The sequence below is a fragment of the Magnetospirillum sp. WYHS-4 genome (assembly GCA_039908345.1).
Taxonomy (GTDB): domain Bacteria; phylum Pseudomonadota; class Alphaproteobacteria; order Rhodospirillales; family GLO-3; genus JAMOBD01.
Window position 1 is genome coordinate 1 of the sequence record JAMOBD010000038.1, and the last position, 17,936, is coordinate 17,936.

Annotated in this window: 21 protein-coding genes; 11 read left to right on the top strand and 10 right to left on the bottom strand. The window is 65.7% G+C overall.

The window, feature by feature from the left end; all coding sequences use genetic code 11:
* Nucleotides 1–68: 68 nt before the first annotated feature.
* Nucleotides 69–416, bottom strand: a complete 348-nt coding sequence (locus H7841_11605) for a glycerol-3-phosphate acyltransferase (GenBank protein MEO5337523.1) — start codon at nt 414–416, stop codon at nt 69–71.
* Between H7841_11605 and H7841_11610 the strand changes: the two genes are divergently transcribed.
* On the top strand, nt 378–623 hold the full coding sequence (locus H7841_11610) for a hypothetical protein (protein MEO5337524.1): 246 nt from the start codon (nt 378–380) through the stop codon (nt 621–623). The two genes, H7841_11605 and H7841_11610, sit on opposite strands and share 39 nt — an antisense overlap.
* 40 nt (nt 624–663) lie before the next feature.
* Complete coding sequence (locus H7841_11615; protein ID MEO5337525.1) at nt 664–2,079, top strand: mannose-1-phosphate guanylyltransferase/mannose-6-phosphate isomerase; 1,416 nt, start codon at nt 664–666, stop codon at nt 2,077–2,079.
* A 1-nt stretch (nt 2,080) separates the two neighbouring features.
* On the opposite strand, the gene H7841_11620 is transcribed toward H7841_11615, so the two are convergent.
* Nucleotides 2,081–2,488 (bottom strand): hypothetical protein, encoded by a 408-nt coding sequence (locus H7841_11620; protein MEO5337526.1) that lies wholly within the window; start codon nt 2,486–2,488, stop codon nt 2,081–2,083.
* Between the two features lie 70 nt (nt 2,489–2,558).
* Here H7841_11620 and H7841_11625 point away from each other — a divergent pair, with 70 nt between their 5' ends.
* The gene (locus H7841_11625; protein MEO5337527.1) at nt 2,559–3,848 is read left to right on the top strand and encodes an NCS2 family permease; all 1,290 of its coding nucleotides are present in this window, start codon (nt 2,559–2,561) and stop codon (nt 3,846–3,848) included.
* Between the two features lie 7 nt (nt 3,849–3,855).
* On the opposite strand, the gene H7841_11630 is transcribed toward H7841_11625, so the two are convergent.
* The 6 genes from H7841_11630 to H7841_11655 all read right to left on the bottom strand — a co-directional run bounded on the left by H7841_11630 (nt 3,856) and on the right by H7841_11655 (nt 8,536).
* Nucleotides 3,856–4,311 carry a MarR family transcriptional regulator gene (locus tag H7841_11630; GenBank protein ID MEO5337528.1) on the bottom strand — a complete coding sequence of 152 codons (456 nt, stop codon included), beginning with the start codon at nt 4,309–4,311 and terminating at the stop codon, nt 3,856–3,858.
* Nucleotides 4,312–4,392: 81 nt separating this feature from the next.
* Nucleotides 4,393–5,745, bottom strand: a complete 1,353-nt coding sequence (locus tag H7841_11635; GenBank protein MEO5337529.1) for a tetratricopeptide repeat protein — start codon at nt 5,743–5,745, stop codon at nt 4,393–4,395.
* A gap of 9 nt (nt 5,746–5,754) precedes the next feature.
* The gene (locus tag H7841_11640; GenBank protein MEO5337530.1) at nt 5,755–6,732 is read right to left on the bottom strand and encodes an AAA family ATPase; all 978 of its coding nucleotides are present in this window, start codon (nt 6,730–6,732) and stop codon (nt 5,755–5,757) included.
* Between the two features lie 29 nt (nt 6,733–6,761).
* On the bottom strand, nt 6,762–6,944 hold the full coding sequence (locus H7841_11645; protein ID MEO5337531.1) for a Flp family type IVb pilin: 183 nt from the start codon (nt 6,942–6,944) through the stop codon (nt 6,762–6,764).
* A gap of 46 nt (nt 6,945–6,990) precedes the next feature.
* Nucleotides 6,991–7,704, bottom strand: coding sequence for a Crp/Fnr family transcriptional regulator (locus H7841_11650; protein MEO5337532.1), 714 nt, complete (start codon nt 7,702–7,704; stop codon nt 6,991–6,993).
* 58 nt (nt 7,705–7,762) lie between these two features.
* A complete protein-coding gene (locus H7841_11655; protein ID MEO5337533.1) occupies nt 7,763–8,536 on the bottom strand; it encodes a tetratricopeptide repeat protein in 774 nt (257 codons plus the stop codon).
* Nucleotides 8,537–8,773: 237 nt separating this feature from the next.
* Between H7841_11655 and cpaB the strand changes: the two genes are divergently transcribed.
* The 8 genes from cpaB to H7841_11695 are packed head-to-tail and all read left to right on the top strand — an operon-like array spanning nt 8,774 to nt 17,083.
* Nucleotides 8,774–9,757 carry a Flp pilus assembly protein CpaB gene (cpaB, locus tag H7841_11660; protein ID MEO5337534.1) on the top strand — a complete coding sequence of 328 codons (984 nt, stop codon included), beginning with the start codon at nt 8,774–8,776 and terminating at the stop codon, nt 9,755–9,757.
* The gene (locus H7841_11665; GenBank protein MEO5337535.1) at nt 9,754–11,289 is read left to right on the top strand and encodes a type II and III secretion system protein family protein; all 1,536 of its coding nucleotides are present in this window, start codon (nt 9,754–9,756) and stop codon (nt 11,287–11,289) included. The genes cpaB and H7841_11665 overlap by 4 nt, the downstream gene beginning before the upstream one ends.
* Nucleotides 11,286–12,077 carry a CpaD family pilus assembly protein gene (locus H7841_11670; protein MEO5337536.1) on the top strand — a complete coding sequence of 264 codons (792 nt, stop codon included), beginning with the start codon at nt 11,286–11,288 and terminating at the stop codon, nt 12,075–12,077. The genes H7841_11665 and H7841_11670 overlap by 4 nt, the downstream gene beginning before the upstream one ends.
* 27 nt (nt 12,078–12,104) lie before the next feature.
* The gene (locus H7841_11675) at nt 12,105–13,298 is read left to right on the top strand and encodes a pilus assembly protein CpaF (protein ID MEO5337537.1); all 1,194 of its coding nucleotides are present in this window, start codon (nt 12,105–12,107) and stop codon (nt 13,296–13,298) included.
* A 9-nt stretch (nt 13,299–13,307) separates the two neighbouring features.
* Entirely contained in the window at nt 13,308–14,777 is a 1,470-nt protein-coding gene (locus tag H7841_11680) for a CpaF family protein (protein MEO5337538.1), read from the top strand.
* Between the two features lie 3 nt (nt 14,778–14,780).
* A complete protein-coding gene (locus H7841_11685) occupies nt 14,781–15,776 on the top strand; it encodes a type II secretion system F family protein (protein ID MEO5337539.1) in 996 nt (331 codons plus the stop codon).
* On the top strand, nt 15,777–16,739 hold the full coding sequence (locus tag H7841_11690; GenBank protein ID MEO5337540.1) for a type II secretion system F family protein: 963 nt from the start codon (nt 15,777–15,779) through the stop codon (nt 16,737–16,739). It begins immediately after the preceding gene.
* 5 nt (nt 16,740–16,744) lie between these two features.
* Nucleotides 16,745–17,083, top strand: a complete 339-nt coding sequence (locus tag H7841_11695) for a PilZ domain-containing protein (protein MEO5337541.1) — start codon at nt 16,745–16,747, stop codon at nt 17,081–17,083.
* On the opposite strand, the gene H7841_11700 is transcribed toward H7841_11695, so the two are convergent.
* A complete protein-coding gene (locus H7841_11700; GenBank protein ID MEO5337542.1) occupies nt 17,078–17,485 on the bottom strand; it encodes a pilus assembly protein in 408 nt (135 codons plus the stop codon). The two genes, H7841_11695 and H7841_11700, sit on opposite strands and share 6 nt — an antisense overlap.
* A 2-nt stretch (nt 17,486–17,487) precedes the next feature.
* Nucleotides 17,488–17,928, bottom strand: coding sequence for a pilus assembly protein (locus H7841_11705; GenBank protein MEO5337543.1), 441 nt, complete (start codon nt 17,926–17,928; stop codon nt 17,488–17,490).
* Between the last annotated feature and the right edge of the window lie 8 nt (nt 17,929–17,936).

A 17,936-nucleotide genomic window follows, 5' to 3' on the forward strand; every position in this document is an offset into this window, starting at 1 on the left:
GCTTTTCCGCCTGGCGGCGGAGCAGGCGTTCGGTGCGCTCGCGGCGCTCCTGCCGCGGAACCGGCGTGTCAGGATTTCGCACCTATCTTGCTCTCCTCGCCGGCGAGCAAGCGCTTGATGTTGGCGGTGTGCTTTCCAAAGATCAAAATCGTCATGATCAAAATGAACAGCATGCCTGCCTGGCCGGACACAGAATAATAAATGAAAACAGCAACCACCGCGGTGAGCGCGGCCAATGAAGAATACCGCTTCCAGGCGGCGAGGCCAGCCCAGACGAGCGCGAACACGAGGGCTGCGGGCCAGTGCATGCCGATCAGCACGCCGACCCAGGTCGCCACCCCCTTGCCGCCTTCGAATTTCAGCCACACGGGAAACATGTGGCCGAGGACGGCGCCCAGCGCCTGGCCGGCCGCCATGCCGGCCTCAAGGCCGCGGTCCTGGCTGCCGAAGTCAAGGGCAAGGCGGCCTACCGCGTCGTCGTCGGCCCTGTCGCACCATCCGAAAGCGAGGCAGTCGAAGACCGCCTGGAAGCCGCCGGCATCCGCGACGCCTGGACGTTGCGCACCAAGACATCGGCATCGCCTCGCCCCCCCTACCCCATGTTGGCCTCGCTGGACCGATAGCGCATGGACCTGGCCGCGGCGGCCGGCTATAAGATTCCCGATGCGCATCCATCCGGTCATTCTTTCCGGCGGTTCGGGGACGCGGCTTTGGCCGTTGTCGCGGGCCCTCTATCCGAAACAGCTTCTGCCCCTGGTTTCCCAGGAAACCATGTTGCAGGAGACCGTCGGGCGCGTGTCCCATCCGCCCTTCGTCGCCCCCTTGGTGATCTGTAACGGCGAACACCGCTTCATCGTCGCCGAGCAACTGCGCGCCATGGGCATCCGGCCGGCCGGCATCGTCCTGGAGCCGGAGGGCCGCAACACCGCCCCGGCGGCGGCGGTGGCCGCCCTGATGGCACAGCAGGACGATCCGGAGGCGGTGGTCATGCTGCTGCCGTCCGATCACGTGATCCGCCAGCGCCAGCGCTTCCGCGATGCCATCGAGGCCGCGGCCGCGGCCGCGGCGGCCGGCCATCTGGTGACCTTCGGCATCGAGCCCACCGGTCCCGAGACCGGCTACGGCTATATCCGGCGGGGTGGCCCTTTGGCGGGCCTGCCGGGATGCTTCGCCGTCTCCCGCTTCGTCGAAAAGCCGGATCGGACCACGGCCGAAGGCTTCCTGAAGACCGGCGAATATGCCTGGAACAGCGGCATGTTCCTGTTCGGCGCCCGCGATTTCCTGGAGGAACTGGGCCGCTTCCAGCCCGCTCTGCTGGACTCCTGCCGGGCCGCGGTCGCCAAGGGCCGGCGCGACCTGGACTTCTTCCGGCTGGACGGCGACGCCTTCGCCCACAGCCCGTCGCTGTCCATCGACGTCGCGGTGATGGAAAAGACAGACCGGGCCGCCGTGGTCCCCGCCGACCTGGGCTGGAACGACGTGGGGTCATGGTCGGCGCTTTGGGAGCTTGGCGAGCAGGACAGCGCCGGCAACGTCGTGCACGGCGACGTCTTCGCGCAGGACGTGACGGGAAGCTATCTGCGTAGCGAAGGTCCCATGCTGGCCGCCCTGGGTGTCGAGGACATGGTCGTCGTGGTGACCCAAGACGCGGTGCTGGTGGCACCGCGCGACCGCGCCCAGGACGTGCGCGCCGTGGTCGCTGGCCTTGAGGAAAAAAGTCGCGGCGAGCATATCAACCACGTCCGGGTCCACCGGCCCTGGGGCTGGTACGAAACCGTGGATGCCGGCCCCCTGTTCCAGGTCAAGCGCATCTGCGTCAATCCGGGCGCCAAGCTGTCGTTGCAGTACCACGACCATCGCGCCGAACACTGGGTGGTGGTTTCCGGCACCGCGCGCATCGTCCACGGCGTCGAGGAGATGGTGCTGGAGCACAACCAGTCCACCTACATCCCCATCGGGGTGCGCCACCGTCTGGAAAATCCGGGCGAGGAGCCTTTGCACATCATCGAGGTGCAGTCCGGCGACTACCTGGGCGAAGACGATATCGTCCGCCTGGACGACGTCTACGCAAGGACTTGATTCAGCGCTTGCCGTAGGCCTTGCGACAGGCGTCCTCGACGGCCGCCGTTTCGGGCTTGCCCAGAGGCTTGCCGTTCCACAGCACCCGCCCGCCTTCCTGGACCGTGACCTTGCCCAAGGCCGGTTCCGCCTTGATGCCCTGGGCGGACAGGCCGTACTTGGCGGCCAAGTCATAGTTCAAGTCGAAGGAAACGTCCTTGGGCAGATCGAGGCGGGGCGAATCGTCGGTTTCCGCCGGCTTGACCTTGCGACCGCGCACATCGGTACCGGGATTGTACTCGGCACTGGCCGCCGGCTGATGGCGGACGAGGCGCTTGCAGTCCTGGCGGCTCACCACAAGAGTGGTCTTGTCCGCCGCCCAGGCCGGCAGCGCCATCGACAGGGCCAACAGGAAAAGTCCCAAGCGCATGTCGGCAGTCTACCACAAGGGGCGGAGGGAAGGGTATAATTCGTCCGCCTGACAGCCAGAAGGACCCGCCATGCTCGACCGATTCTTCCGCCTTCGGGAAAACGGGACCACGGTCCGAACCGAACTGATGGCCGGACTGACCACCTTCCTGACCATGGCCTACATCGCGTTCGTCAACCCGCAGATCCTGTCCCAGGCGGGCATGGACCCCGGCGCGGTCTTCGTCGCCACCTGCTTGGGCGCCGCCTTCGGCACCCTGGTGATGGGCTTGTATGCCAACTACCCCATCGGACTGGCTCCCGGCATGGGGATCAACGCCTATTTCACCTTCGGCGTGGTGCTGGGCATGGGATTGTCCTGGCAGGTGGCGCTGGGGACCGTCTTCGTGTCCGGCATCCTGTTCGTCGCCATCAGCCTGGCGCCAGTCCGCGAATGGATCATCGACAGCATCCCGATGTCACTGAAAATTTCGATTTCCGCCGGCATCGGCCTGTTCCTGGCGGTGATCGGCCTGACCGGCGCCGGTATCGTGGTGGACCATCCGGTGACCCTGGTGGCGCTGGGCAAGCTGTCCGATGCCAAGGTGCTGCTGGCCATCGCCGGGTTCATCGCCATGGTGTCCATGAGCGCCCGCGGAGTTCCCGCGGCGGTACTGATCGCCGTGCTGGGCGTCACCGCGGCTGGCTGGGCCTTCGGGCTGATCGAATACCGGGGACTGGTGTCGCTGCCACCCAGCCTCGCCCCGACCTTCCTGAAGATGGACCTGGCGGGGGCCCTCGATCTGGCCACCCTGCCGGTGATCTTCGCCTTCCTGTTCGTCAAGGTCTTCGACACCACGGGGACCCTGATCGGCGTCGCCCACCGAGCGGGCATGCTGGACAAGGACGGCAAGCTGCCCCGCCTGCGCAAGGCGCTGCTGGCCGACAGCAGCGCGGCCACCGTGGGCGCCGTTCTGGGCACCTCGCCGGTGACCAGCTACATCGAAAGCGCTTCGGGCATCCAGGCGGGCGGGCGCACCGGCCTGACCGCGGTCGCGGTGGGCGCCTTGTTCCTGCTCTGCCTGTTCTTCGCCCCCTTGGCCGGCATGGTGCCCGCCTTCGCCACGGCGCCGGCCCTGCTTTTCGTCGCCTGCCTGATGGCGCGCGGCCTGGCGGAAATCGACTGGCAGGACATGACCGAGGCGGCGCCCGCCCTGGTCACCGCACTCGGCATTCCGCTGACCTATTCGATTTCCACCGGCATCGGCCTGGGCTTCATCACCTATGCGGCGGTCAAGATCCTGGCCGGCCGGACGCGCGAAGCCGGTACCGCCGTCCTGGTCCTGGCCGCCGCCTTCGTCGCCAAGTTCGTGGTGCTGTAGAGGGAACCTACAGACTGCCGTAGTGGATATAGTCGGTCCAGATGCGCTCGATGCGGCGCATGGCGGCGCAGATGGATTCGATTTCCTTGCCGCCCAGGTCGCGGTCGGCCAGGGCCTGGGCGTTGCGTTCCTCCAACTCGCGCACGTGCTTGACCACGGTCTGCGCCTTGGCCGTCAGGCTGATGCGCACCGAACGGCGGTCGTGCGGGCTGCGTTCCTGTTGCAGGTAGCCCATCTCGACCAGCTTCTTGATGTTGTAGGACACGTTGGAGCCCTGGTAGTAGCCCCGTTCCACCAGATCGCGGATGACGATCTCCTCCTCGCCGATATTGGCCAGCAGCAGGGCCTGGACGCCGTTGATGTCCTTGATGCCGATCCGATTGAGATCGGCACGCAGCACGTCGAGGAATCGCCGATGCAGCCGTTCGATCAGCCGCGTCAGTTCAAGGTATTCCTTCTTCACCGCAGCCCCCAACCCAGTTGTCCCCCAACCTGTATCCGGCCCCAGGCCGCCTTATAAGGCTTTTTGCCGTCCAGGGCAATTTCACTTTCCCTTTTCGAGCCTCTCAAGTTCGGTTTTCGCCGCCCAGAATTGACGGAACCCGCCGGCCTCGGTCTCCAAGGCCTTGCGGAAATGGGCGATTGCCTCGTCCTTGCGGCCGGAGATCAGAGCCGCCTGTCCCAGATAGAACCGGGCCACGCATTCCCGTTCCTTTCCGCCCTTCGCTCCCCCCTTGGCGGCCAATTCCAGAAGCCTTGCCGAATCGATGCGCCCCACCAGGTGTTCGACCACCGGGCCCGGCCATTGCGCCAAATCGAAACGCGCGGCATTGGCCTTCAGGGTATCCATGCCTCTCGCCCCACCGCGTTCGCGGCTGACGTATAGCCATAGCGCGGCATAGGGAGCTAGGCGGGAGTCCTTGCCGCGCAATGCGGTGCCAAAGTCCTCGCCAGCCTGGCCGAAGCGGCCCATCTGAAAGGATAGCACTCCCCGCCCCATGGCGGCATCGCCATGCCCGGGCGACAGCCGGAGCACCGAGCCGTAATCGTCGTGCGCCTGCAAGGCCAGCCCCTTACGTTCGCGGGCCCAGGCGCGGCCGAAGAAGGCATCGGCATTGCGTGGCGCCAAGCGGGCCGCCTGAGAAAAATCGCCGATAGCCTCATCAAGGCGATCCAGGGCGATACGACTCCACCCCCGCCCCAGGTAGGCCTCGACATTGCCGGATTCGGCGAAGATGGCCTGGTCGTATCGTTCGATGGCCAGTTCGTAGCGTCCTTCCCGCTCCAGGCGCCGAGCCTCGATGAGGTGCTGGCGGACTTCGCCGGGCTTGGCGTCGGCGGACTTGGGCTTTTCCTCCGCCTCCCGTCCCTTGACGTCCTTGAGGGCGGCGAGGGTCTGCGGCGGCAACTTGGGTTCCAACTTGGCGACGTCGACCGGAGCGGCCATCGGAGGTAAGGGTGGTGTCATCCCTGGAAGCAGCCAGGGCGGGGTGATGGCAATGGGAGGCTTTGCCACGGCCGGCGGTGGCGCGGGTGCGGGCGCCGGTTCGGGCGGCGGAGCGGAAACAGGGGCCGGGGCCGGGGCGGGTGTCGGCTCGGGCGGAGCCGGCGCCGCAGGGGCCTTCTCCTTTTCCGGTTCGGACGGTTGGGGCTGGGCAACCGCCTGCGGCGGCTGTGGCGGCGGCGCTTCCCCGCCCATGAGGAAGAAAGCGGCCCCCCCGCCCAGAATCAGGACCGCGGCCCCAACCCCGCCACCCAGAACGAGCAGACGCTTGCGCCCTCCCGCGTCGTCGGTGGGAGTCGCCGCCTTGGCGGGGTCGGCCGACACGGGGGCCGGGGCATTGCCGGTGTCCCGTTCCTTCTGCGACTTCTTCAGAGCATCCAGGATGAACGACATGCGGCCCCGCTACCGTACCGGTCCAGAAGGCGCGCCGGTCAGGGCCTGGCCGATCTTTTCGACTCCACGCGCCAAACCGAGGCCCAGAGGATCGGCCAGGACCAACCCGGCAACCAGGACGCCGGCGGCAGCGGCAGCCATCCAATGCACCAGCCGCGAGCGGCCGCGCCCGCCCCGGTCCTTGCCCAGGACCTCCCTGGCCGCCGCCCTCGCGATCCCGGCGTCGACGGCCTTGACCCCCTTGGCGTAGGCCCCAAGCAGGCAGCGGTCGCAAATCACGTTGATCAAGCGCGGTACGCCGCCGGAAGCCTTGAATATCTCCTTCACGGCAGCCGGCTTGAAGGTCCCGGGCCAGAGGCCGGCGACCTCGAGGCGGTGGCGGATGTAGCCCCCTGTCTCGTCGCGGGTCAGGGGCATCAGGTGGTAGCGCGCGGTAATCCGCTGCGCCACCTGGCGCATCTCCTGGCGACTCAGGATTTCCAGCAATTCGTGCTGGCCGACCAGGACGATCTGCAAAAGCTTGGTCGAGGCGGTTTCCAGGTTGGTGAGCAGGCGGACCTGCTCCAGCACCGCGGGTTCGAGGTCTTGCGCCTCGTCGATGATCAGCACCACGCGCCTTCCCTGGCCGTAAGATTCCAGCAGGTGTGCGTTGATGCGGTCGACAAGCTCCTTGCGGCTGTTGGGCGGTTGGGGATAGGCGACGCGCAACTCGTCGCAGATGACCGCCAGCAGTTCCAGGTCGGTCAGCTTGGGGTTGAGGCATAGGGCGACCTCGATGTCGGCCGGCATCTCGGCCAGCAGGCAGCGGCAGACCATGGTTTTGCCGGTCCCCACTTCGCCGGTCAGCATGACGAATCCGCTGCCGTCGCGGATTCCGTAGAGCAGATGCGCCAAGGCTTCCCGGTGCTTGGCGGTCAGATAGAAGAACCGCTCGTCGGGAACGATGGCGAAAGGCTTGGTCTGGATGCCGAAGAAGTCCAGGTACATCGGGAATTCGGTCGCCTCGCGCCCAACGATCAAGTGGCGTTGGTGATGTTGTTGTACATGTTGCCCACCTTGTCGACATAGTTGGTGATCGCGACCACGATCGCGATCACGATCCCGGCGGCGATCAGGGCATATTCGATCGATGTCGCCCCGTTCACGCTTCGGAACAGCCGCCGAACCTCGCCCGCCAGTCGTGTCACCGTTTTACTCATGGCCATAGATCCTATCCCATCCCGAGCCGGCGCACCACGACCCGAATCACATACTGGCCAGAAGCTGCAGCCGAGGATAATCTCGTATAATCAGTGACTTATGCTTTCTTTCGACGATTTCCCCACGTGCCAGCTCACCGATGGCGCTCCCCACTTCCTCGCGCTCGACCCCAACGATCGAGGCCAAGTCCTGGTGGTTGGGACAGGATCGGATCACCCAGGTCCCGTCGCCCTGGGGGTTGGGCTGGGCCAGACGCAGGAGTTCCATGTAGATTCTCTGGTAGGCGGTCAGGCTGCTGAGAGCGGTCACCTTGCCGTTCATGGCCCGGACAAGGCCTGCGAAACGGCGCAGCAACAACGTGGCCATCTCAGGGCAGCGAAGCAGGAGTTCGTTGAACTGGGCCGCGGACAGCGCCGCCAGCAGGGTTGGTTCGCTGGTCATTACCCGAGCCGAGCGGCGGTTGCCGTCGATGGCGGAAAGTTCGCCGAAATTGTCGCCGCTTCCCAAATCGGCCAGCACGACCTCCTGCCGCCCGTCCAGGAAGTCGACGATGCGCACCCTCCCCCGCACGATGAAATAGACATCGGTGGTCGCTTCGTTGCGATCAATCACGATCCGGTTCGCCGCCAAGTCGATCCAGCGTGCCGACCGTTCGATCTCGGCCAGGATGTCGCGCGGCACGACTTCCAACAGCCCCACGTTTCGCAAGGAACGCAGAACGCCAGCTTCCGCCTGGTGATTTGGTCTGACCGCCTGCATCGATCCCTCGTCCAACCGTCGCCGGCGATTATCGGCGCCAAACGCCACCAATTCAAGTTCAGGGGCCCTTGGTGCCCTTCTCGGCCCGGAGCGCCCGAAAGACTTCGAGGTTCCGCTGGAGAATGTCCTCGCGCAAATCCCCGCGCGCCAGGGCTTCGAACTCCTTCAGGTTCCCTTTGAACCCGTGCAGGATCGCCAGATTCTGGCGAATCTGCGGCGAACCGCGCTGGCGCGTGTCGAGAAGCCCCTGCAGGATGCGAATCGCCTCATCGATCCGGCCCGACTGGGCGAGGGAAAGAGCTTGGTTGTTGAGAATGACCGGATTGCCGGGGGCCATCTCCAAACCCGCCTTGTAGGCGGCCTGGGCAGCCGCGGAGTTGTTCAGGGCATCGTAGGCGATTCCTGTCAGGGAATAGATTTCCCAGTTGCGCGGAGCCTTGCCCCGGGCCCTGTCGAGGTCGGCCAGGGCCTGGGCCGCCTGTCCCTCCGCCAATTGGATCTTGGCCGCCGCGACCAGGAAGGCCGAATCGTCGCCAAGGGCCTCCCGCCCTCTGGCCAGTGCCGTCCGCGCCTCGTCCCAGGCGCCGATTCGGCGAAGACTGTCCAGATAGCCGACCGCGGCGTCGCGATCCGCGGCGTCGCGCTCGAATATCTTGCCGTACTGTTCGGCCGCCGTCGCGTAGTCCTTCTGGTCCCGCGCCTCGACCGCCGCCGCACGCAAGGCTTCCGAGACGGCACTTCCCCGCCCCTCCCCCGATCCGGAAACGCAGCTTCCCAGAACCGCCAGGGCCAACACCGCCCCTCCCAATCCTGCAACCCGTCGCCATGCCATCGTCTTTTACTCCGAACACCTCGCCTCATCATACGTTCCGCGGCAGCATCGGGAAACCGGCGAATCTCAGAAATCGGTTGATCTGTAATGGATTGTTTGGAAGATTGGTTCCTACTCTCCGCTCCCCTTCCCGAGCGGAAGGCGATTCGTGTCCGGAGGGCTGGTGGAGCGTCGGGGTGATTGAGATCGGGCCGCCGGGTTGTCCGGGGGCGCGGTTTGCGATGGGGTCGAGAGTTCATGAAGGTTCTCATCGTCGGCATCCTGGTTCTCGCCTTGGGCGTCGCCGCGGTCAGCACGTACTTGATCAAGAGCTTCCGCACCCCCGAGGCCATCGAGCAGCTCGAGAAGGAAAAGTCGGTCCCGAAGAAGTCGGTCCTGGTGGCGACTCGCAACATGACCACGGGTGAAACGGTGCGAGGCGAAGACTTGGTCTGGCAGGCCTGGGTCGACGAAGCCCTGCGGCCCGAATACCTGGTACGCCTTGAGGGCGGCCAGCCCGATGACGAAAGGGAGTTGATGCAACCCTATATCGGCGCCCTGGTCCGCTTTCCCATCGCGTCGGGCGAACCGGTGGTGGCCGATAAGCTGTTCCGCCGCGAGGACCCCGGATTCCTGGCCGGCATGTTGACTCCCGGCATGCGGGCCGGCACCTTGCGGGTCAGCGAGGAGAATGGCGCCGGCGGCTTCGTATTTCCGGGCGACCGCGTGGATGTCCTGTTGACCCACAACTTGGCGGCCCAGACAGCGGGAGGGCAACGGCAAGGCCGGAGCGAGGTCGAACCCGCGAGTCGGGACGTCCTGACTTGGACCACCGAAACCATCCTGGTAAATCGGCGGGTGTTGGGCATCGGCCAACAGGTGGACGGTTTCGAGACCCAAGCCAAGGTCGTCCCCACGGTGACCCTGGAATTGACCCCGCGCGAAGCCCAGGTGTTGGGCGTCGCGACATCCCTGGGGCGTCTGTCCCTGTCCTTGCGACCGCTTGCCGACGCGGCGGCGGCCGGGGACGCGGAAGGCGACCGGAGCTATACTACCGACGTGGAAGTCAGCACCTTCCTGAGCGGTCAGGCGGCGGCCAAGCGCGACGAAGAGGCCCGGCGCCGCGAGGAAGCAGCGGCGGCCTTGATGAAGGATGACCGGCCGCGGGCCTCCCGCCCGTCCGCTCCCGCCGTTACCATTTTCCGGGGCGCCGCCAAGGCAACCCAGGAGGTGGGGCGATGACGCGCCCGTCGATGTCCATCGCCCTTTGCGGACTGGCCCTGCTGGCGGCATGGAACGTCGCCACCGCCCAGGAGGTGCCGAGTCGCCATTTTCCTCAGTCGGAGATCTCGCCCCCCCCGGCCCGGCCCGGTGCGCTAGCGCCGACACCGCGCGCCATGCCCGTTCCCGGTGTCTCCGCGGCGCCCCTTGCCGCTCGCGCGGGAGCGGGAACCGACATTCCCCGCGCCGTTCCCGAGAACGGCGTACTGACCGTTCCCTTCAACAAGGCCCGAATCGTCGATCTCCCCACCGCGGCCAGCAACGTGATGATGATCAACGAGGGCATTGCCGACGTCCATATCGACTCGGCCCGCCCCACCCAGCTTCTGATCCTGGCCCGCAGCATGGGATCGACCAACCTGATGGCCCTTGACCGCCAAGGCCAAGTGATCTTCCAGACCGAGGTCCGGGTGGACGTGGACACGGCCGCGCTCAAGAGCGCCCTGGCCAAGGTCATGCCCAACGAACAGATCGAGGTCGCCCCCTACCAGGGTGCCATCTTCATGACTGGAAGCGTCCGGTCTCCGCGCGCCGCTTCCCAGGTCGTCGACTTGGCGACCCGGTTCCTGCCGGCCGGCACGGAACTGGTCAACATGCTGCAGGTCAAGGGCAGCCAGCAGGTCATCCTCAAGGTGCGGGTGGCCGAAATGTCACGCGCCGTCGTCAAGGATCTGGCCACCAGTTCTCGCTTCACCCGAACGATCAACGGGCGGGCCGTCTCCCTGTCATCGACCACATCGATGATCGCGGGCAAGACCGCGGTCGGCGCCGGGTCGGTCGCCTTGCGTCTGTTCGGGTTCAGCAACGCCTCCTTCTCGGCGTTGGAACAGGAAGGCTTGGTGCGGACCTTGGCGGAACCTACCCTGGTCGCCCTGTCCGGCGAGACCGCCAATTTCCTGTCGGGCGGCGAGACGCCTTATCCCAGCGCCATGGACGAAAACGGCAACATCACCTACGCTTTCCGTACGACGGGTATCAAGCTGAACTTCACCCCGCTGGTGATGGACGACGGGCGGATCAATCTCCAGGTCGCCTCGGAGGTCAGCGAGATCGACACCAACAACCGCGTCCAGTTCAACGCCAATTTCGTGGTCAACGGCACCAAGACCAAGCGCACGGAGACTGTCATCGACCTGTCCAGCGGCGGCAGCCTGATGATTTCCGGCCTGCTGCGCGACGAGACATCGAGCAACATCAACGGCGTGCCGCTGCTCAAGGACGTGCCCGGCCTGGGTTCCCTGTTCCGTAGTTCGGACTACACCAACACCCAGGTCGAACTGGTAGTCCTGGTCACCGCCTACCTGGCCAGCCAGGTCAACGACCCGGCGGCCATGTCCATGCCCACCGATTCCTACCTCCCGCCTTCGGACATCGACCTCTACCTGCTGGGCCGCCTGCATCGCGAATTCAATCGGGAAGGGCCCGTCCCCTTCGGCCGCATGCCCATCACCCTGGAGGGCCCCTACGGCTACATCATGGAGGCCTCGCCATGAGGACATGGATTCTGCTGGCCACCGTTCCCCTCGCCCTGGCAGCCTGCGCCGAACCGAATACCGGAACCGACTACCAGGTGAGCCATCCCCTGGTGGTTCGGGACGAAACTGTGCGCTTGACCCTGAAGACTCCGGTTTCCGCCGAAGGCATGGCCATCGAGGACCAGTTGCGCCTGCACCGCTTCGTCGACCACTTCCGGGCGCGCGGCCGTGGTTCTATCCGGGTGCAGGCCCTGGGCGGCCAGGGCGGCTACGAGACCGGGGCCTGGATGGACGGGGCGCGGGGGCTTCTGCTACGGGCCGGCCTGCGCGGCGAGGAGATCGCCCTGGCCACGGAGGGGACAGGCGACGACGGCGGCTCGCCGGTCGTCGTCCTCAGCTTCACGGGCAGCACGGTGGACGTCCCCAACTGCGGCAAGGTGTCGCTGAACATCTCCTTCAATCCCAACAATCTCCCGATGCCCGACTGGGGGTGCTCGGTGCAGCGCAACCTGGGCTTGATGGTGGAAAACCCCCGCGATCTTCTGCAGGCCCGCCCGGAAACCAGCCGCGACCCGGCGCGGACCGTCACCACCGTCAACGACTACCGGGCCGGGTCCGTGACCGCCACCTCGAAGAGCAACGAACAGCAACACGGCTTCATCGGCAGCGAAAGCACGGGGCGCGCGACGCCCGGCGGCGATACGGCGCGCTCGGTGACCCCCAGCGGCTCCACCGCCACGGCGGCACCGGCTCCGACCCCCGCACCGGCTCCGTCGCCGGCTCCCATGCCCGCACCCTCGCAATAGCCCCAGGCCCTTCGGAGTGACCGCCCCGTGATCCTGCGAACGACCATCGGCGCCTTCCTGATTTCCCCGCAAAGCACGGAGGCTTTCGAGTCCTTGCGGGAGGATCGCCTGTTCCTGCGCAGCGACATCGTCCTTCAGCAAGGCGGACTGAACGCCGCCTGTAGTTACCTGGGCGACCATGAAACGCCGCCCGTCCTGATCGTCGAGACCGAGGCGCGCGGCGAGGCGCTGCTGGCCGAACTGGCCCGCCTGGCCGAGGTCTGCGCCCCGAAGACCCGGGTCTTCGTCATCGGCCACGACAACGACATCCACCTTTATCGAACCCTGATCCGCGAGGGCGTGAGCGACTACTTCCTGGCCCCGGTGACCACCGACATGCTCCGGCAGTCCTTCCAGGACAACTTCACCGAAGCCGACGCCGCCAAGAACGCCCGCCTGATCGCGTTCCTGCCGGCGCGGGGCGGCGTGGGCAGCAGCGTTCTGGCACACCATACGGCCTTCGCCCTGTCCAAGCTCTATCACGAGCAGGTCATCGTCCTCGACCTTGACCTCCCATACGGCACCGCCGGCTTGGTGTTCAACGTGTTGGCGCGACAGTCGGTCGCCGACGTGCTAGGACAGCTCAGCCGCCTGGACGAGATGCTGCTCGAACGCTACCTGGTGCCTTACGAGCCCAGCGAGAACAAGGTCAGCGTCCTTCCCGCCCCGTCGACCCTGACCTCCGGCGTCAACGTGACATCCGAGGGCTTGGCGGTACTCCTGAAGTTCGTCCGCCGCATGGCCGGCTTCGTGGTCCTCGATCTGCCCCATGTCTGGGAGCCCTGGCTGCGCGACTTGATCGTCGAGGTCGAAGATCTGGTGATCGTCGCCGAGCCCGATCTGGCTTCCTTGCGCGACGCCAAGAACATCATCGAATTCCTGGGCCCCAACCGCGGCGAGTCGCCCACCCGGGTGGTACTCAACAAGATCGGCGAGGCCAAGCGGGCCGAACTCTCGGAGAAGGAATTCCGGGATGCCCTGGCCCTGACCCCGGCCTTGCAGATTCCGGCAGATCCCGGCGCCTTCAGCGGCGCGCTCAACAACGGCGAACTGATCTTCAAGGGCGCAGCCAAGAGCAAGGCCGCCCTCGCCATCAACGAACTGGCCAAGATGGTCAGCGCCCGCGTCGACGCAGCGGCCGAAAAGGAAAAGAAGAAGTTCTCCCTGTTCAAGAAGAAGTAGTCGAGCGCCATGTTCGGACGCAAGGGAAACGCGGACATCCCCGCCCCGAAGAAGCCCTTCGCCCCCCCGGCGCCGGAGGCCGCTCCCCCGCCGGCGCCTCCGCCCGCGGAAGACGCTTCCCGACCGGCATCGGCGTCTCCGCCCCCCCCGAAAGCTCCGCCTCCTCCCCCGCCCGCGGCGGGAACCCAGGCCCGCCAAGCCTCGGACGTGGAGCGCCTGGCGGAAATCAAGGTCACCGTATTCAACGACCTTCTGGAGGCGGTCGACCTGGGCGAGCTGTCCAAGATGAAGCCCGAACAGGTGCGCGAGGAAATCAGCGACATGGTCGCCGAGATCATCAGCATGCGCAGCTTGGTGCTCAGCGTCCAGGACCAGCAGCAGGTGGTCGCCGATATCTGCAACGACATCCTGGGCCTTGGCCCCCTGGAACCCCTGATCGCCCGCGACGACATCGCCGACATCATGGTCAACGGCCCCCACAAGGTCTACATCGAGACCGGGGGCAAGATCGAACTCACCGACGTGAAGTTCCGCGACGCGGCGCAGTTGATGAACATCTGCCAGCGCATCGTCACCGCGGTCGGCCGGCGCGTCGACGAATCCAGCCCCATCTGCGACGCCCGCCTGCTCGACGGTTCCCGCGTCAACGTGATCGCCCCGCCGCTATCCATCGACGGCGCGGCCCTCACCATCCGTAAGTTCAAGAAGGAAAAGCTCACCCTCGAGAACTTGGTCAACTTCAAGAGCATCACTCCCGAAGGCGCCACCGTGCTGAAGGTCGCGGCGGCCAGCCGCTGCAACATCCTGGTATCGGGCGGCACGGGCTCGGGCAAGACGACGCTGCTCAACTGCCTGACCCGCTACATCGACCCCGGCGAGCGCATCATCACCTGCGAGGACGCCGCCGAACTGCAACTGCAGCAGCCGCACGTGGTCCGCCTGGAAACCCGCCCGCCCAACCTGGAAGGCATGGGCGAGATCACCATGCGCGACCTGGTGAAGAATTGCCTGCGCATGCGCCCGGAACGGATCATCGTCGGCGAGGTGCGCGGCGCCGAATCCTTCGACCTCCTTCAGGCGATGAACACCGGCCACGACGGGTCCATGGGCACGGTGCACGCCAACAACCCGCGCGAGGCCATCTCGCGCATGGAAAACATGATCGCCACCGGCGGCTTCAACCTGCCCGCCAAGGCGGTACGCGAACAGATCGCCGCGGCGCTGGACGTCATCGTCCAGGCGCAACGCCTGCGCGACGGCTCGCGCAAGATCACCCACATCACCGAGGTGGTGGGCATGGAAGGCGAAGTGGTCATCCTGCAAGACCTGTTCGTCTTCGAGTTCCAGGGGGAAGACGAGCACGGCAAGCTGATCGGCCGCCACCGCCCCACCGGGCTGCGCCCCGTCTTCTGGGACAAGGCGCGCTATTTCGGCCTGGACCGCCAATTGGCCGAAGCCCTGGGCATGGGAGCGCTCTAGCCCATGGGCCCCTCCCTCGACGATTTCATCATCAAGGTCATCGTCGGTTCGGTGATCGGGATGGTCATGATCGGCTTGGGAATCGTGCTGACCACTTACGTGGTTCGGCCGCGCATTTTGTTGCGTCGGCGCCTGGCCGCCATCGGGGTGCTGGGGGACGGCCGCGAGGGCTCGGAGAAGGCAGAGACCCGTCGCCAGAAGCGCATCCAGGAAAAAATCAAGCAGTTGGAACAGAAGGGCGGCAAGAAGGGCTTCGTCGACCAGGTGCGCCTCAGCCTGTTGCAGGCCGGACTGGAAGTTCCGGCTTCGGCCTATTTCATCGCCTGCGGCATCGGCGCGGTCTTCCTGCCGATCTTCTATTTTCTCACCGGCCTGCCGGTGGAAGGCGCGGCGCTCGCGGCCCTGATCGGCGGTTTTGGACTGCCGCGCTGGGTACTCGGCTACCTCGCCCACCAGCGCCAGAAGCGCTTCACCCAGCAGTTCGCCGACGCCATCGACGTGGTGGTCCGCGGCATCCGCTCCGGCCTGCCCGTTTCCGAATGCTTCAATGTCATCGCCCGCGAGTTCCAGGACCCCGTATCCACCGAGTTCCGCATGATTATCGAGGGCCAGAAGCTGGGCCTGACGCTGGAGGACCTGATGCGCCGGGGCCTGGAACGGATCCCCACCTCCGAGTATAACTTCTTCGCCATCGTGCTGCAGATCCAAAAGCAGACCGGCGGCAACCTGGCGGAAACGCTTTCCAATCTCTCGGCGGTGATCCGCGAGCGCAAGAAACTGCGGGACAAGGTCCAGGCGCTGTCCAGCGAGGCCAAGTCGTCGGCCATGATTATCGGCAGTCTGCCCTTTCTGGTGGGCGGCATCCTGGCCCTGGTCAACTGGTCCTATCTGTCGGTCTTGTTCAACGATCCCATCGGGCACATCCTGATAGGCGGCGGCCTGGCCTGGATGGCCATCGGCGTCCTGGTGATGGCCAAGATGATTAATTTCGAGGTGTGAATGGGCAACCTGGACCAGACCCAGTTGATTCTGCTCGGTTCCGCCGTCCTGGCGGTGCTGGCCGTGGCGTCCTTCGCCCTGCCTTTCCTGAAGGGCCGCAAGCGCGCCCAGCGCATCGAATCCGTAGTCACCCGACGGCGCGGCGAACTGAGCCGGCAGCTTCTCGACAACTATTCCCAAGCCGGCAAGCAGCGCAAGCCGCGCCAGCAGGCGGTGATGGAAGTGATCCAGCAGGTGTCCCGCAAGCTGCGGCTGGAAGGAGCCCTGACCCAGGACAAGACCAAGATCTTCCTGGCCCAAGGCGGCTTCCGCAGCCGTTCGGCCCTACCGACCTACGCGGTGGCGCGCATCGCCGGCATCTTCGCCGGCATTCCCATCGCCATGGTGCTGCTGTCTTTGATGGATAGCGGCGATACGGGCATCGCGCTCAAGATGGGCATCTGGGTGCTTGGGGGATTCGTCGGCTTTAATATGCCGAAGATCCTGGTTTCCAACGTGACCCAGAAGCGCCAGCAGGAAATGGGCCGGGCCTTTCCCGATGCCCTGGACCTGATGGTCATCTGCGTCGAGGCCGGCCTGTCCATCGAAGGCGCCTTCGACCGCGTGACCCGCGAAATCGCCGAGGCCTCGCCCATCCTGGCCCAGGAAATCGGACTGACCAGCGCCGAACTGGCCTTTTTGGGCGACCGCTCGCGGGCCTACCAGAACTTCGCCGACCGCACCGGCCTGCCGGCCGTCAAGTCCCTGTCCACCACCTTGATCCAGACCGAGCGCTACGGCACTCCGGTCGGCGTCGCGCTCCGCGTGCTGTCCCAGGAAAAGCGCCACGACCGCATGTCGACCGCGGAAAAGAAGGCAGCATCGCTGCCGGCCAAGCTCACGGTGCCGATGATCGTCTTCTTCCTGCCTGTGCTGTTCGTCGTGGTGCTGGGCCCCGCCATCATCCAGACCACGAGGATGTAGGCGCCGTGACCTCCGACCCGCCCGCCGCCACCGACAACCGCGTCGCCCCCCGCCGCAAGGCCCTGTTCGGCGGCCGCATCTTCGCCGAAGGGCTCGGAGCCTGGGACTGCCTGATCCGCGACATTTCGGCAAGCGGCGCCAGGGTCCGGGTCGACGACCGGACTCCCCTGGTCGCCGGCACCTCCGTCGACCTGAAGGTCAACAAGTTCGAAGACCTGCGCCGGGCCGAAATCATGTGGATCCGAGGCCAGGAAATGGGCCTGCGCTTCCTGGTTCCCCTGACCCGTGTCCCCAAGGCCATGGAACGCTTCTTCACCCTGGTCCGAAGCCAGGACGGATCATGACAGCGGCACCATGGATTTTGCCTGCAGGTTGATGGTGGGAATCCCGGCGATCGGTATCACCGAATTGAAGCTGTAGCTGGCCGTGATCGAGACGTAGGTTACGCCGGCGACGATCGATGTGGCGGGCAAGGGCACCGTGACCGCGCCGCTGTCGACGAAGGACTCCGCCATCTTCGACTTGGCATATGTCTGCAGCGTCGCCATGGAAGCCGAGGTATTGACGATGGCGTAGCGGGTCGTCTCCTCCAAGGCGTATTGCAGGACGCTTTTTATCCACATCGCGCGCCCCACCTCGAAGATGCCGAAAACCATGGCGAGGAAGACCGGCGCGACCAGCGCGAATTCGAGCGCCGTTGCCCCCTTCCGACATCGCCCGACGGCCCGGAGAAGCGACCATCCCATCCCTATTCCTCTCGCACCGTGACGGTCTCGGCCAAGCTGTAGGTCGGCTTGAAGTAGGCGAAGATCGGCGTATAGCTGTAGGAAGCGGTCACGGAAATGAACTTCTGCACCGTGACTCCCGATCCGCTGCATGTGCAACTGGGAGCCGTTCCGGAAGGCGTGCTGCCGTTGGAGCACTCGCAGGAGCGGCTGCTGACGACCGTGATGCCGGTCAGGTTGGTCGATCCCTGCACGACCGTCTGGATGGTGCTGGAACTGTACCCCTTGAGGATCGCGTATTGGGCACCGGCCCGCGCCGCACCGGCCAATTCCATCTTGTGGAACATGCCGAGCCCCAGGTCGATCACTCCCATCGCGACCACGAGCAGCGTCGGGGCCAGCAGAGCGAACTCGACGGCCGAAGCGCCCCGTTCGTTCCCAACCCATCGACGAATTATGCCCATGAAGCAGC